This window comes from Legionella tucsonensis (assembly GCF_001468035.1).
Classification (GTDB): Bacteria; Pseudomonadota; Gammaproteobacteria; order Legionellales; family Legionellaceae; genus Legionella; species Legionella tucsonensis.
In genome coordinates, this window is sequence record NZ_LNZA01000008.1 from 222,338 (window position 1) to 235,052 (window position 12,715).

The window sequence follows — 12,715 nt, forward strand, 5'->3', positions numbered from 1 at the left end:
TTTTATTTTTTATTAGAAAGAGGCAAGTAAGAACTTTGTTACGCCAATGATATTATATTTAGCAGCAATAGTAAAAGGCTTATGAAAAAATGACAGCAGGAATATTTTTCAGAATTATAGGGTCTGTTTACTTTCGCTAGTTTGGCCAAGATACTAGAAATGGAAACAGACTCTCATCATTACTTAATTAAAATTTCTTGCAAAAAACTAATCATGGTTTCCCATGAACGTTGAGCAGCTACTGCGTTATAAATGGTCCCCAATTGTGTATCATGTGCCAGCGGATTAGTAAACGCATGCTGTATATGTCCATACATATGCATTTGCCAATCCACGTTTGCTTCAGTCATCTCTTTGCAAAATGCATGCACCTTATCAGGTTGAACCATGGGGTCATCATAGCCATGCAAAGCTAAAATTTTGGCTTTTATTGGTTCAGATTTTAAATTGCCAGGCTGGTGCAGCAAACCATGAAAACTCACTACTCCTTTAAGATCTGCTCCAGAACGAGCCAACTCAAGAGCACATAAACCACCAAAACAAAATCCAATAATTGCAACCCGCTTATTGTCAACTTCAGGCATGGCACATACAGCGGCCAACCCTGCTTGCATGCGACGGCGTAATAAAACTTGATTAGAAATCAAGGGGTTCATTAACGCTTGCTTTTCCTCAATAGTAGAACCAAGCTGACCATCGCCGTACAAATCTACTGCAAAACCTACATAACCCATTTCGGCAAGTAATTTTGCTTTGTTACACGCAAATTCATTGCGACCGGACCAATCATGAACTACCAATACTGCAGGGCGCGGCGCGGCACGAGCTTTGTCATATGCAACAAAGCCATGAAGTTCTTGCTCATTATCATGATAAATATAATTTGAAGTATGCATCTCAAGCTCCCTGAAATAAAACTAAAATTAACTTTTTAGGGACCTAGTTTATAAAATTGGGTTAAAGAGATAAAGCTATGAATTACATTAGTATCTATTGACAGACATTAAGCAATTATTTGATAAAACAAAAAACGATAGAATGTTTCTTTTATAGTCTACAATTAGAGTAAAATCTAAAGGGGATATAATCATGATAACTTCATCATTAATCCATGTAAGAGATTTTTTACATGCACAATTGTGTTATCAAGCTTTTATTACTCCTATCTTTTTTCCTTTGGAAAAAGAATACAGACATTTTGCCAAACTGGCTTGTGAGTTTATTGAGGGAAAACGTACTGAGGTAATTCATCGGGAATTTCCACGACATCATGTATTACACCGCTTTGCTCCACAGAAAAATGCGCAAGGAAGAAAGATACTGATCACCCATGGATGGATATCACGTGCAGCATATATGGCTCGCATAATACAGGCACTTTATCAACAAGGATATGAAGTATATGCCCTTGACTTCCCTGCACATGGTGAAGCAAAAGGCTTGCAATTACCTTGGACTGATGCAGTCGCTATTTTGAAAGATACAATCAATCAACATGGTCCTTTCTATGCAGTCATTGGGCATTCGTTTGGTGGCTCCATGCTACTCAATACCATGAATGTTGCAGGTCAACTCCCTGAATGGCAATTAAATCATAAACCAGAGCGTGCAATTTTAATTGCATCGCCTACACAGATGCGCAATCCGATTAATCGGATTGCAAAAAAATTTAAGCTGAGTGGCCATGGTTATCTTCAGCTGCATCAGGTCATGAAGCAGCAAGCGCACTTTGACATTAAGCTGGTCCGTTTACACCATTTCATTTCTCAATCACCCAACATTTCTTTTTTATGCATACACGGGGAGTCAGATAAAACGATTAGTACTAAAGAATCGATTGAATTCTGTAAAAAATACCCGAACTCTAGACTTTGTCTACTTCCCGATGCAAATCACGTGAGCGTCTTAATGGACGAACGAGTAGAACATTTAATTTGTGATTTTTTGGCATAAAAACGTAGCCTGTGTAAAGCAAAGCGTAACTTGGGAGTCCTATGCTAAGCCCCCCAGATTACGCTTCAGAGAATTACATATAATTGATGGAATTACTCATTTTCTATATATTGCCGCAGCTTTTTCATGGCATTTTTTTCAAGCTGCCTAACGCGTTCCGCAGATACCCCGTATTTCTTAGCCAAATCATGCAGCGTTAACTTTTCTTCAGCTAACCAACGTTGTTGTAAAATATCCTGACTTCGCTCATCCAACTGCTCTAAAGCAAACATCAGCTTCTCACGGCCATGCTCTCCAGTGCTTTCCTTTTCCAGTAAAGCAGAAGGATCATCATTAGCATTAAATAAATAACGCTCCGGTGCTGTATAAAATTCATCGTGCTCATCCGCATCAGGAGCATCATACGGTGTATCCATAGCGTTCAAGCGTTGCTCCATGACTAACACATCTTCACGACTTACACCCAAATCATTTGCTATAGCGGTTACCTCTTCATGACTCATCCAACCCAAACGATTTTTCATTTGGCGAAGATTAAAAAATAACTTACGCTGGGCTTTGGTTGTTGCAATTTTAACAATACGCCAGTTGCGTAAAACAAATTCATGAATTTCTGCTTTTATCCAATGCACTGCAAAGGAAACAAGACGTACACCCATCTTAGGGTCGAAACGTTTTACCGCCTTCATCAAACCAATATTACCTTCCTGAATCAAATCATTCAGAGGCAAGCCGTATCCCAAATAACCACGAGCTACACGAACAACATAACGCAAATGAGCAAGCACCAAACGCCGTGCAGCCTCAAGGTCTCCTTCAGCATGAAAACGCTCGGCACAGGCAATTTCTTCCTCTAAAGACAACATAGGAATTTGATTAACCCTGTGGATATAAGCATCAAGACTTCCCACGGGTAAATTCATTTCGGCAAGTTGCAAATATTGACTCATGCTTCTTTCCTCTAAAAAACCTCTCTGTAAAATAAGGTAAAAATAAGGGGGGCTTATAATTGGGGCTCAATGGAAGCCAATTGACGTTTTACCGATAAGCGCGCCCCCATCCATCCTAGTATAACTGCAAATAGAACAAGCAGCAAGATCTGTCGCATTGACAAACTTTTTAACGGATAGTGCATTTGATATGCAGTCGCCAACTGATTCACAGCAGATTCCAGGCTGAAAATAAAAATATTCACCATAAACACAGCAAAAACAGCTCCTAAAGCACCATACCAAATCCCCGAATATAAAAAAGGTCTGAGGATAAAAGGATCTTTTGCTCCGATTAACTTTAACACCTGGATTTCTTCTTGTCGACTATGAAGCGCCAGGCGTAATGTAGTGCCGACAATCATAATCACAGCCATGGCTAATAAGGCGAGTAATGCATCGGCAAACTTGGCAACAAAACCTAAAAGCGCATGCAAGCGGCTTATCCATTCCATGTCGACCTTTGCATTTTCCACTTGTGCTACGGTCTGTAATTTCCGTGCCAATAAATCTAATTTTGCAGGTGAGTCAATGATCAGGGCAGGCACAACATCAACTACTGCAGGCAAAGGGTTTTCAGGAAGATAACGCATGATATCCTGCATCCCTTCTTGCTGGATTAATTCCGATAAACCTTCACTGGAGGATTTTAAGGAAACTTGAGCTACACCGTCCGTTTCACGCACTTTTTGTAACACAAGCTGGTGCTCCTCTTCAGATAAGCCGGGTTTTAAATAAAGAGAAATATGCCCGCCCCTCTGCCAGCTTGCAGTTAATTTAGAGATGTTATCGGAAAATACCCAGAAAAGAGCGGGCAAAGCCAAGGCAATGGCGATCACTATGGAAGTCATCATGGTTGCTAATGGTCTGCGACATAACAAATTTAAACTTTGTATTGACGCTTGTACATGATAAGCAAGGATTGCTTGTGCTCGTTTTAACACATTCGTCCTCCTTTAAGCATGACAATACGATGTTTCATTCCTGCGATCAATGCCAAATCATGTGTGGCAATTAATATACTTACCCCCACTTGATTAAACTGCTCAAAAATAGCCATGATTTCAGCAGAAAGTTTGGGATCAAGATTTCCTGTAGGTTCATCAGCCAATAATAATGCAGGCTTATGCACTACAGCACGCGCAATTCCTACTCGTTGTTGTTCGCCGCCTGATAAATGGATCGGGAGCATTTTTTCCTTGCTTAATAAACCTACCATATCCAAGGCTGCATGCACTCTTTTTCCAATCATGGGATAAGCCATACCTTGAATTTGCAAGGGTAGAGCTACATTATCAAATACTGTTCGGTCATTAAGTAAATAAGGTGATTGAAAAGTAATTCCCAGTTGGCTACGGTGGGCAGCCACATCACGTTTTTTTAACTGGTTCAGACGCAAACCATTTACACTCAACTGACCTGAAGTAGGCCATTCTAAAAGAGCGATCAATTTAAGTAAGGTACTTTTTCCTGCGCCTGAATGCCCAGTAAGAAAAACCATTTCCCCTTTTTGCAAGGAAAAATTTACTTGGCTTAACGCTTCAAAACCACCTGGATAACGTTTAGTCACTTGGTCAAATGTGATCATTGAATAGTGCACCAACAAATTGCGCAGCATCAAAGGGTCGTAAATCCTCTATCCCTTCACCAATCCCTATATAACGAAAAGGTATTCCTAATTCATTAGCAATAGCGAACAAAATTCCACCTTTAGCTGTACCATCCAATTTAGTCATGGTAATTCCAGTTAGACCAATTGCTTCATGAAATTGTTGTGCTTGAACCAACGCATTTTGCCCTATGCTTGCATCCAATATCAACATTGTCTCATGAGGAGCATCGGGACAAAGTTTCTGCAACACACGCTTTACTTTTTTCAATTCGTCCATCAAATTGCCCTGTGTATGCAACCGACCTGCAGTATCAGCGATTAAAACATCCATCTTACGCGCTTTTGCTGCTTGCAGCGCATCAAAAATCACCGAAGCACTATCTGCTCCTGTATGTTGAGCAATTACCGGGATATCATTTCGCTCCCCCCAAACATGCAATTGTTCCACTGCTGCTGCTCTAAAAGTATCTCCCGCCGCCAACATGACTTTCTTGCCTTGTTGCTGAAATTGTTTCGCCAGTTTTCCTATAGTCGTTGTTTTACCTGCACCATTCACTCCGACCATTAAGATCACAAAAGGAGAATGATCTGCCGTTTCTAAAGTTAAAGATTGATTATTCTGACTTAAAATCGTTTGTAAATGAGATTTCAGCGACTCATAAACAGCGTTGCCATCGGATAACTGTTTACGAGCTAAGTTTTCAGTCAATTGATTCAGTACAGTTTGTGTTGTCTCCATCCCTAAATCAGCACTAACTAAAAGCATTTCTAACTCATCCAATAAATCCTGGCTGATTTCTTTTTTACCTAATAATAATCGGCCAATTCCATCACCAAGCTGGTGACGGGTTTTACTTAGTCCTTTCCTGAAACGTGCAAAAAATCCTTCTTTTGCGGGCTCTTGTTCCTGTTTAATTTCTTCTACAGGCGCTTGAGACAACGAGTCAGTAGTACTTTGTGAATGATTGTCCTCTACAGAGGTGGAATCATGACTTCGTTTAAACCATTTAATCATATAGTGTACAAATCCTGAAAAATATGAAATTCTATCATCTTTTTTACTTTGAGGTTAAGTTGTGCGCAAAATACTCTTTACTTTACTCATGGTACTATCTTGCCAGACCTTTAGCCAAGTGCAAGAGTTTACGTTGAATAATGGATTAAAAATATTGGTTAAAGAAGATCACCGGGCGCCTATTGCTATATCCATGATTTGGTATAACGTGGGATCCGCTGATGAACCAGGTGGAATTACCGGTGTATCCCATGCGATGGAACATATGATGTTTAAAGGTACTGAAAAATTCCCTTTAGGTGTCTTTTCCAAAACTATAGCTGCAATTGGCGGCCAAGCTAATGCATTTACTCATAATGATTACACCGCTTTTTTTGAAAAAACAGCTGCTTCAAAACTTGCTACCAGTTTTGAACTGGAAGCGGATCGCATGAATCATTTGCTTCTTGATGCTAATGAATTTGCCAAAGAAATTAAAGTAATCCAGGAAGAACGACGTCTTCGAACCGAAGATAATCCACAAGCACTTGCCTTTGAACGTTTTCTGGCAACGGCGCATCTAAGCGCTCCTTATCATCATCCTGTTATTGGCTGGATGAGTGATCTGAAACACATGTCCGTTGAAGACTTAAGAGAATGGTATAAAAAATATTATGCACCTAACAATGCGACCCTGGTTATCGTGGGAGATGTTAACCCAGAGAATGTCCGCACTTTGGCAGAAAATTATTTCGGCGCATTGCCAAAACACCCCATTCCTGCAAGACGATTACAAAAAGAGCCACCTGCATTAGGTCAAAAGATTGTTCATATTCAAGCCTCAGCAAAACTGCCTTTATTGATGATGGGTTATACCGTCCCTAGTGTAAATACTGCTAAAAAAGATTATGAGCCTTATGCTTTGGAAATCATCGCCGGAATTTTGGACGCAGGTGAAAGTGCTCGTTTTTCCAAAAATCTGATTCGTGGCAAACATATTGCTACAGGTGCAGATACCTATTATAACCCTTACACAAGATATCAAACCCAATTTATCATTTATGGATCTCCAAGCCAAAACCATACAATAAGTGATTTACAAAATGAGCTTTTTAACGAGATCAATGATTTGAAAAAAAATCAGGTTACTGATCAGGAATTGCAACGAGTTAAACATCAAATCATTGCTCAGAAAACCTTTGAGAAGGATTCAATTTTCGGACAAGCCTCAGAATTAGGTTTGTTAGAAACAATTGGGGTTGGTTGGCAAAAAGCAGATGAGTATACTAAAGCAATCAATGTAATTACACCACAACAAGTTCAGCAAACTGCCCAACGTTATTTTCAGGAAAATAATATGACGACAGCACTATTAGAACCTCAACCACAAAGGGCTACACCATGAGAATTTTTAGCGCATGTATTCTAACATTACTTATTGGACTGTCATATACAACGTCAGCAAGTACATTCAAAATAGAAAAATGGCTCACCAAAAATGGTGTTCAGGTCATTTTTTATCCCACTATGGAAGTGCCTATGCTCGATGTCAGCTTAGCTTTCGCGGCAGGATCAGCATATGATGGAGATCAATATGGTCTAAGTGCCTTGACCAGTCGTTTGATGAATCAGGGAAATGCAGGACGAGACGCAACAGCAATAGCCGAATCGCTCGCGGATGTTGGTGCTCAATATAAAGCTGAGGTCAACCGAGATATGGTTATATTTAACCTCAGAACTCTAGTCGCCAAAGACGCATTGACTAAAGCAAGTTCTACCTTTGCACAAATCATTAACCATCCAGACTTTCTTGATTATGAGTTTTCAAGAGAGAAAAAACAGCAGATGATGGCCATAGAGCAGCGACAGGAATCGTCTGAAGAAGTTGCCAATCTCCATTTTTTTCAAGCCTTATATAAACAACATCCTTATGCACATCCTGTTAATGGAACAAGCGAGACCGTTAAAGCAATTAATATGAGTCAGGTAATTGAATTCAATAAACGCTATTATGTTGCCAAAAATGCGATCTTAGTTATGGTAGGTGCAATTGATAGTAAGACAGCACATCAGCTTGCCGATCAACTCATCCAAGAACTTCCAGAGGGACAGCCAGCACCCCCAATTCCCAAAGCCACACAATTAACTCAAGCAGAGTCAATAAATCTTCCATTTTCATCCTCACAAACTGTGATACGACTCGGTCAGATCGGTATTGATCATCATGACCCAAATTACTTTCCGCTAATCGTAGGGAATTATATTTTAGGAGGAGGAGCTTTAGTTTCTCGACTCGCTATAGAAGTCAGAGAAAAACAAGGTTTGACTTATGGTATAGACAGCCAGTTTGTTCCTATGTCGGGGAAAGGACCTTTTCTCATCAGCCTATCAACAAAAAATGAACAAACAAAAGATGCATTAGATATTATTCAAAATGTTTTACGAACTTACATTGATAAAGGTCCAACTGATGAAGAGATGATTGCGGCGAAACAATACCTTACAGGGAGTTTCCCACTTTCTTTATCAGGTAATCGCAGTATTGCCAGTATCTTATTGCGAATGACTTTTTATCAACTGCCTGAAGATTTTCTTGACACCTATCTTGCTCGCATCAATGCGGTATCTGGTGAACAAGTAGCACAAGCATTCAAACAACAAGTTAATCTCGATAAATTATTACTGATCACTGTAGGTAAATCGTGAAACAAATTGTTCGCATTATAGGAGGATTATATCGAGGAAAAAAATTACATTTCCCAGATGTAGAGGGTTTACGCCCCACTCCAGATCGCGTGCGTGAGACTTTATTTAACTGGCTCATGCATGACATTAGAGAAGCACGCTGCCTGGATGCTTTTGCAGGCAGTGGCGCTTTGGGTCTAGAAGCATTTTCCAGAGGAGCTACGCGAGTTGTTTTTCTTGAGCAATCACCTAAAGCTTATGCTCATTTACAAAAAATAATCGCTTCGTTTAACAGCTCAAAGCTTAAACTCCTACACACAGATGCAGTACAGTATCTACAGCGCAAACAAGAAGAATTTGATATAATTTTTCTGGACCCTCCTTTTGCACAAAATTATCTCCTTCAATGCATTTCGAATATAACACAAAGCAATATTCTCAAACCTGGAGGTCTTGTTTATTTAGAATCACCAACTGCGATTCAGTTGGATGAAAAACATTGGCAACAAATAAAACAGAAACAAGCAGGGCAAGTTGTCTATTCATTATTTGAAAAATTAAATTAATTTTTTCTATGCACCCAGTCTACACTGTAATTAAAACATGAATCTTCTAAAACCATTTCTGTTTAAATTCATGCAATTCCTCTTCTATAGGCTTGACAAGCAGCTTGGCTCCTGTTTCAATCAAACGAATATTCTCAGACATTAAAGAACATTGAATGAACAATAAGCTTCTCATGCTATTTATTGCCTCAGTCCTGCTTGTGGGTTGTAAACATGGTGGAGTACTCTTTAAAAAACCACCAGTCAACAATCCTAGTGATGATGCTACGATTAAATTAGCAGAAGCAGCAGTATCTGTAAGCGATTCCATGCATGAAATGGCACGAATTGAAAAAGTAATTCTACCACCGCCTGTAGATAATGCACTCACGATACCAAATGCGTACAACTTACAAGCTAGAGCAAGTGTAGATTGGTCTGGACCTATTGAGGAGTTAACCGCCCGCATTGCCAAATCAGCTCACTTCAGGCTTCGTGTTTTAGGGAAAGCGCCTCCACTTCCAGTTTTAATTAGTCTTAACATTAAAGATGAAAGTTTAGCTGAAATCCTGCGTGATATTGATTACCAAGCTGGTAAAAAAGCCTATATTCACGTTTATCCTAACAGTCAGGTTGTAGAATTACGCTATGCCAAAATTTATTCGTAGCTTTATAGTTGTAGTATTGTCTGCTTTACTGCTTGCATGTCACTCATCAAAATATATGGGAGACACCAGCTCATTAGCAGGGCTGCAGGCTATGGCTAATGTGAATGTAAAGGACCGAAACAAAAGGCAAAAAGGTAAGATTCGTCAAATGGCTTTGAAAGAAACCGCTTTAAGCCTTGGCGCTCAGGCAGGGCTAGCGAATCGAGCCAAAATTATTGATGAGCATCTTATAAGACAATCGCGCAGACTCGATGCGATTTATGATTTTAATTCTTTGCTTCTAGAACATAACATTTTGCCCCCCGTACTCTTAGAAGGCAGGAACACCCTCAATCTTGCTGATACGCAAACCATTCGCATTTCTGATCGTACATATAAAGTTGCAAAACAAGCCCATTTTGTCACAACTCCCCCAACTTGGCGACAATACTTATGGCTGGATTATGTAAAACCGGAATATCCTCACTATACTCTCTTGCCTAAAACCAAGCTAGAGAAAAAAATATGGTGCATTTATGTAGCAAGAGGCTGGAAAAATGGTATTGATCAAGCAAATACTATTCTTGAGGAAAACATAGCCAGAATTAAAGAAGATTTTGGCGGAATGATTCTTTATAGAAAATTATTAGCCATGAATATGATTTCCCCTCCTTATGTCTCTCATACAGACTTGGGTATAACAGGTGATGCCTCAGAAATTCATATTGATGATAGAGTATTAAGAATTACTGCGTTACCCGCTCTGAATGTGAATAGTGAACAATGGCGGGCAGCGGTTTCCAAAGATGAAAATGCCTTGGAACGATTCAAAAACATGGAAAAATTGGCAAATCGTTCTAAAATTATAATAACAGATAAATCCTGGCAGCCTACGATTGCTCCAGTTAACGATAACAACAGAATTCGCCAATAAAGTATGAACAATAATACTCATTTAAATTTAATGCCCGATGAGCCAACACGTTTTACTCCGCTCTTCATGGATAAAATGTTGGAGCATACTGAACGTTTAAATGCTTCTGATATTACCATCCAAACAGGCGAACCTATTTATGCAGAGGTCTATGGAAAACTATTGCGGATTACCAACCGTCGCCTGTCTAATACGGAACTCGGCGATTTAATTAATGCAATATACGGGCCCAATGCTACAACCCAGCTTCTTTCAGGTAAAGACATCGATACTCACTATGAATTTCGACCTAATCGTGGTGTTAGATATCGCTATAGGGTGAATGGGACAGCATGTCTTGTAGAAGGTCATGATGCAATTCAGATTACGCTAAGAACTATTCCTACGACTCCTCCCAGACTCGAAACCATGAATCTACCTGATAATGTGCTTGAAGCAGTTGCACCTCAAGAAGGAATTGTCTTTATTACGGGTGCAACAGGTTCAGGTAAATCCACTTTGTTGGCCTCGATTATTCGCGACTTAATCGAATCAGAGGATTCAAATCGCAAAGTATTGACCTATGAATCTCCTATCGAATTTGTTTATGATGAAATTGAAACAATATCCTCGGTAGTTAGTCAATCAGAAATTCCTCGCCACTTACCAAGCTTTGCTGATGGGGTGAGAAATGCTTTACGTCGTAAACCTCGTTTAATCATGGTGGGTGAATGTAGAGATGCAGAAACAATTAGTGCCGCATTGGAAGCAGCACTTACTGGACACCCAGTATATACAACCTTGCACACTTCAGGCGTTGCTGAAACCATGCGCCGTCTTGTAACCTCATTTTCTGGTGAAGAGCGCTTAGGAAGAACTATTGATATTTTAGAGACAATCAGGCTGTGTATTTGGCAAAAACTTGTACCTACTGTAGATGAAAAAAGGGTAGCGTTGAGAGAGTATTTAGTTTTTGATGAAGAGGTTCGAGATATTTTACTTGAAAGTGATCCTAATGATGTAACCTCTGCTACACGTAAATTGGTACGACAAAAGGGCCAACTTATGACTTGGGATGCAAAAGCAAAATTTGAACAGGGTATTATCAGCGAGCGCGTATACAAATTAATTATTGCTGGAGCCAAAGAATACCAGCAATAAGCTCAAATTTTTTATCTTCCTTCCTTTTGAGAAATTACATACAACTTTATATATATCTACTGCTCTTTATCGATTAAGCGCAATTTAAACTATAATTTTAAAAGAAGGTATGATTTTTTTTTATAGCATTACCCACTAACCTTTAGACAAGGTACAAGTGAATAAGGTGAAGGAGTGTACTCAAGTGCATAACTGAAGCCGAACGAGCTTGCAACGCAGTATAAAATTCAGTGGGGGAAGCTTATAGCACTTGGGAATCATATGAACGATTCTATAATACTTTTAGATGCCTCATTGAGAGACGGAGGCCACCGAACTAATTTTAATTTCGAAGACGCTCAATTAGAAAAAATTCTTGTATCTCTAGATAACTCAGGCATTGAATACATTGAAATTGGCTATCGAAATGGAACTTTAACACCCACCCAGGTCGGGAGAGCTGGATGGTGTGCAAAAGATTATCTGCTTCTTTGTCGTTCTTTAATTCAAAAAGCAAAAATGGTAGTCATGGTTTTTCCAAATAATCTCACTCAGAGCGATCTCATTGAATTAAAAGAATGTGGTGTCGATTTATTAAGACTCTGCATTGCTAAAAACGAACTTGTATCTGCCTTGCCTAAAATAAAAATGATAAAAAATGCAAATATAGATGTTTCAATTAATTTTATGAATATCTCTTACTACAAAAAAATTGAACTTGATGATTCAATCAAAATGATAAGCGAGTATGAGCCGGATATTATTTATTTTGCTGATTCAAATGGCAGTTTACTCCCTACGCGTATCACAGAAATTTATGAGAAATACGTTAATAATTACCCATTCCCATTTGGATTTCATGCTCATGACAACCTTGGTTTAGCACAAGCTAATGCCTTGGCAGCGATGAGCTCAGGAGTTCGCTTTATTGATGCATCTCTTGCTGGTATGGGCAAAGGTACTGGTAATTTAAAAACAGAGTTTTTTGTTGCTTATCTACATTCAATACAACTAAAAAAATACAATTTGGATAGTATTCTCGAAGCAGCAAATTTCGTTCGCAGCTCATTAAAGATAGGTCAAGAGCCAATTGAAATGTCAGAATTTATCCGTGGAATTTCTGATCTCTCAACTACAAGCTACGAATCTAAATGAACCATTGAAAATATCAGCTGTTATATTTCACTTGAGTTCGACATAAAAATGGAAATGCCTTTTATGTCGAACTTAGGATAAA

General features: G+C 39.1%; 13 protein-coding genes. 8 read left to right on the forward strand and 5 right to left on the reverse strand.

The window, feature by feature from the left end; translation table 11 throughout:
- Positions 1-179: 179 nt before the first annotated feature.
- Positions 180-896: a dienelactone hydrolase family protein gene (locus Ltuc_RS13695; RefSeq protein ID WP_058521919.1), complete on the reverse strand. Its 717-nt coding sequence runs from the start codon at positions 894-896 to the stop codon at positions 180-182.
- Between the two features lie 193 nt (positions 897-1,089).
- Here Ltuc_RS13695 and Ltuc_RS13700 point away from each other — a divergent pair, with 193 nt between their 5' ends.
- Complete coding sequence (locus tag Ltuc_RS13700) at positions 1,090-1,953, forward strand: alpha/beta hydrolase (RefSeq protein WP_058521920.1); 864 nt, start codon at positions 1,090-1,092, stop codon at positions 1,951-1,953.
- 92 nt (positions 1,954-2,045) lie between these two features.
- Here Ltuc_RS13700 and rpoH read toward each other — a convergent pair whose 3' ends face one another.
- The 4 genes from rpoH to ftsY are packed head-to-tail and all read right to left on the reverse strand — an operon-like array spanning position 2,046 to position 5,569.
- Positions 2,046-2,903 carry an RNA polymerase sigma factor RpoH gene (gene rpoH / locus Ltuc_RS13705; protein WP_058521921.1) on the reverse strand — a complete coding sequence of 286 codons (858 nt, stop codon included), beginning with the start codon at positions 2,901-2,903 and terminating at the stop codon, positions 2,046-2,048.
- 53 nt (positions 2,904-2,956) lie between these two features.
- Positions 2,957-3,886: a permease-like cell division protein FtsX gene (gene ftsX / locus Ltuc_RS13710; RefSeq protein WP_058521922.1), complete on the reverse strand. Its 930-nt coding sequence runs from the start codon at positions 3,884-3,886 to the stop codon at positions 2,957-2,959.
- Positions 3,880-4,530, reverse strand: a complete 651-nt coding sequence (gene ftsE, locus Ltuc_RS13715; RefSeq protein WP_058521923.1) for a cell division ATP-binding protein FtsE — start codon at positions 4,528-4,530, stop codon at positions 3,880-3,882. The genes ftsX and ftsE overlap by 7 nt, the downstream gene beginning before the upstream one ends.
- A complete protein-coding gene (gene ftsY / locus Ltuc_RS13720) occupies positions 4,517-5,569 on the reverse strand; it encodes a signal recognition particle-docking protein FtsY (RefSeq protein ID WP_058521924.1) in 1,053 nt (350 codons plus the stop codon). The genes ftsE and ftsY overlap by 14 nt, the downstream gene beginning before the upstream one ends.
- An 88-nt stretch (positions 5,570-5,657) precedes the next feature.
- Between ftsY and Ltuc_RS13725 the strand changes: the two genes are divergently transcribed.
- From Ltuc_RS13725 to Ltuc_RS13755, 7 genes are all read left to right on the forward strand, one after another.
- Positions 5,658-6,953 carry a M16 family metallopeptidase gene (locus Ltuc_RS13725; protein WP_420798255.1) on the forward strand — a complete coding sequence of 432 codons (1,296 nt, stop codon included), beginning with the start codon at positions 5,658-5,660 and terminating at the stop codon, positions 6,951-6,953.
- Positions 6,950-8,254, forward strand: a complete 1,305-nt coding sequence (locus tag Ltuc_RS13730; protein WP_058521926.1) for a M16 family metallopeptidase — start codon at positions 6,950-6,952, stop codon at positions 8,252-8,254. The genes Ltuc_RS13725 and Ltuc_RS13730 overlap by 4 nt, the downstream gene beginning before the upstream one ends.
- Positions 8,251-8,799 carry a 16S rRNA (guanine(966)-N(2))-methyltransferase RsmD gene (gene rsmD, locus Ltuc_RS13735; RefSeq protein ID WP_058521927.1) on the forward strand — a complete coding sequence of 183 codons (549 nt, stop codon included), beginning with the start codon at positions 8,251-8,253 and terminating at the stop codon, positions 8,797-8,799. The genes Ltuc_RS13730 and rsmD overlap by 4 nt, the downstream gene beginning before the upstream one ends.
- Positions 8,800-8,954: 155 nt before the next feature.
- Entirely contained in the window at positions 8,955-9,446 is a 492-nt protein-coding gene (dotD, locus tag Ltuc_RS13740) for a type IVB secretion system lipoprotein DotD (RefSeq protein ID WP_058521928.1), read from the forward strand.
- Positions 9,427-10,359 carry a type IV secretion system DotC family protein gene (locus Ltuc_RS13745; RefSeq protein ID WP_058521929.1) on the forward strand — a complete coding sequence of 311 codons (933 nt, stop codon included), beginning with the start codon at positions 9,427-9,429 and terminating at the stop codon, positions 10,357-10,359. Before dotD ends, Ltuc_RS13745 begins: the two co-directional genes overlap by 20 nt.
- 30 nt (positions 10,360-10,389) lie before the next feature.
- Positions 10,390-11,499, forward strand: a complete 1,110-nt coding sequence (gene dotB, locus Ltuc_RS13750; protein ID WP_420798256.1) for a Dot/Icm type IV secretion system ATPase DotB — start codon at positions 10,390-10,392, stop codon at positions 11,497-11,499.
- Between the two features lie 261 nt (positions 11,500-11,760).
- The gene (locus tag Ltuc_RS13755) at positions 11,761-12,633 is read left to right on the forward strand and encodes a beta/alpha barrel domain-containing protein (RefSeq protein ID WP_058521931.1); all 873 of its coding nucleotides are present in this window, start codon (positions 11,761-11,763) and stop codon (positions 12,631-12,633) included.
- The last annotated feature ends 82 nt before the right edge of the window (positions 12,634-12,715 follow it).

Excerpts from the sequence above, each read along its gene's own strand:
- ftsE (WP_058521923.1), bottom strand. The coding sequence starts at position 4,530 with ATGATCACATTTGACCAAGTGACTAAACGTTATCCAGGTGGTTTTGAA.
- Ltuc_RS13700 (WP_058521920.1), top strand. The coding sequence starts at position 1,090 with ATGATAACTTCATCATTAATCCATGTAAGAGATTTTTTACATGCACAA.
- Ltuc_RS13755 (WP_058521931.1), top strand. The coding sequence starts at position 11,761 with ATGAACGATTCTATAATACTTTTAGATGCCTCATTGAGAGACGGAGGC.
- Ltuc_RS13745 (WP_058521929.1), top strand. The coding sequence starts at position 9,427 with ATGCCAAAATTTATTCGTAGCTTTATAGTTGTAGTATTGTCTGCTTTA.
- Ltuc_RS13730 (WP_058521926.1), top strand. The coding sequence starts at position 6,950 with ATGAGAATTTTTAGCGCATGTATTCTAACATTACTTATTGGACTGTCA.
- Ltuc_RS13695 (WP_058521919.1), bottom strand. The coding sequence starts at position 896 with ATGCATACTTCAAATTATATTTATCATGATAATGAGCAAGAACTTCAT.
- ftsY (WP_058521924.1), bottom strand. The coding sequence starts at position 5,569 with ATGATTAAATGGTTTAAACGAAGTCATGATTCCACCTCTGTAGAGGAC.
- dotD (WP_058521928.1), top strand. The coding sequence starts at position 8,955 with ATGAACAATAAGCTTCTCATGCTATTTATTGCCTCAGTCCTGCTTGTG.
- Ltuc_RS13725 (WP_420798255.1), top strand. The coding sequence starts at position 5,658 with ATGGTACTATCTTGCCAGACCTTTAGCCAAGTGCAAGAGTTTACGTTG.
- dotB (WP_420798256.1), top strand. The coding sequence starts at position 10,390 with ATGCCCGATGAGCCAACACGTTTTACTCCGCTCTTCATGGATAAAATG.
- rpoH (WP_058521921.1), bottom strand. The coding sequence starts at position 2,903 with ATGAGTCAATATTTGCAACTTGCCGAAATGAATTTACCCGTGGGAAGT.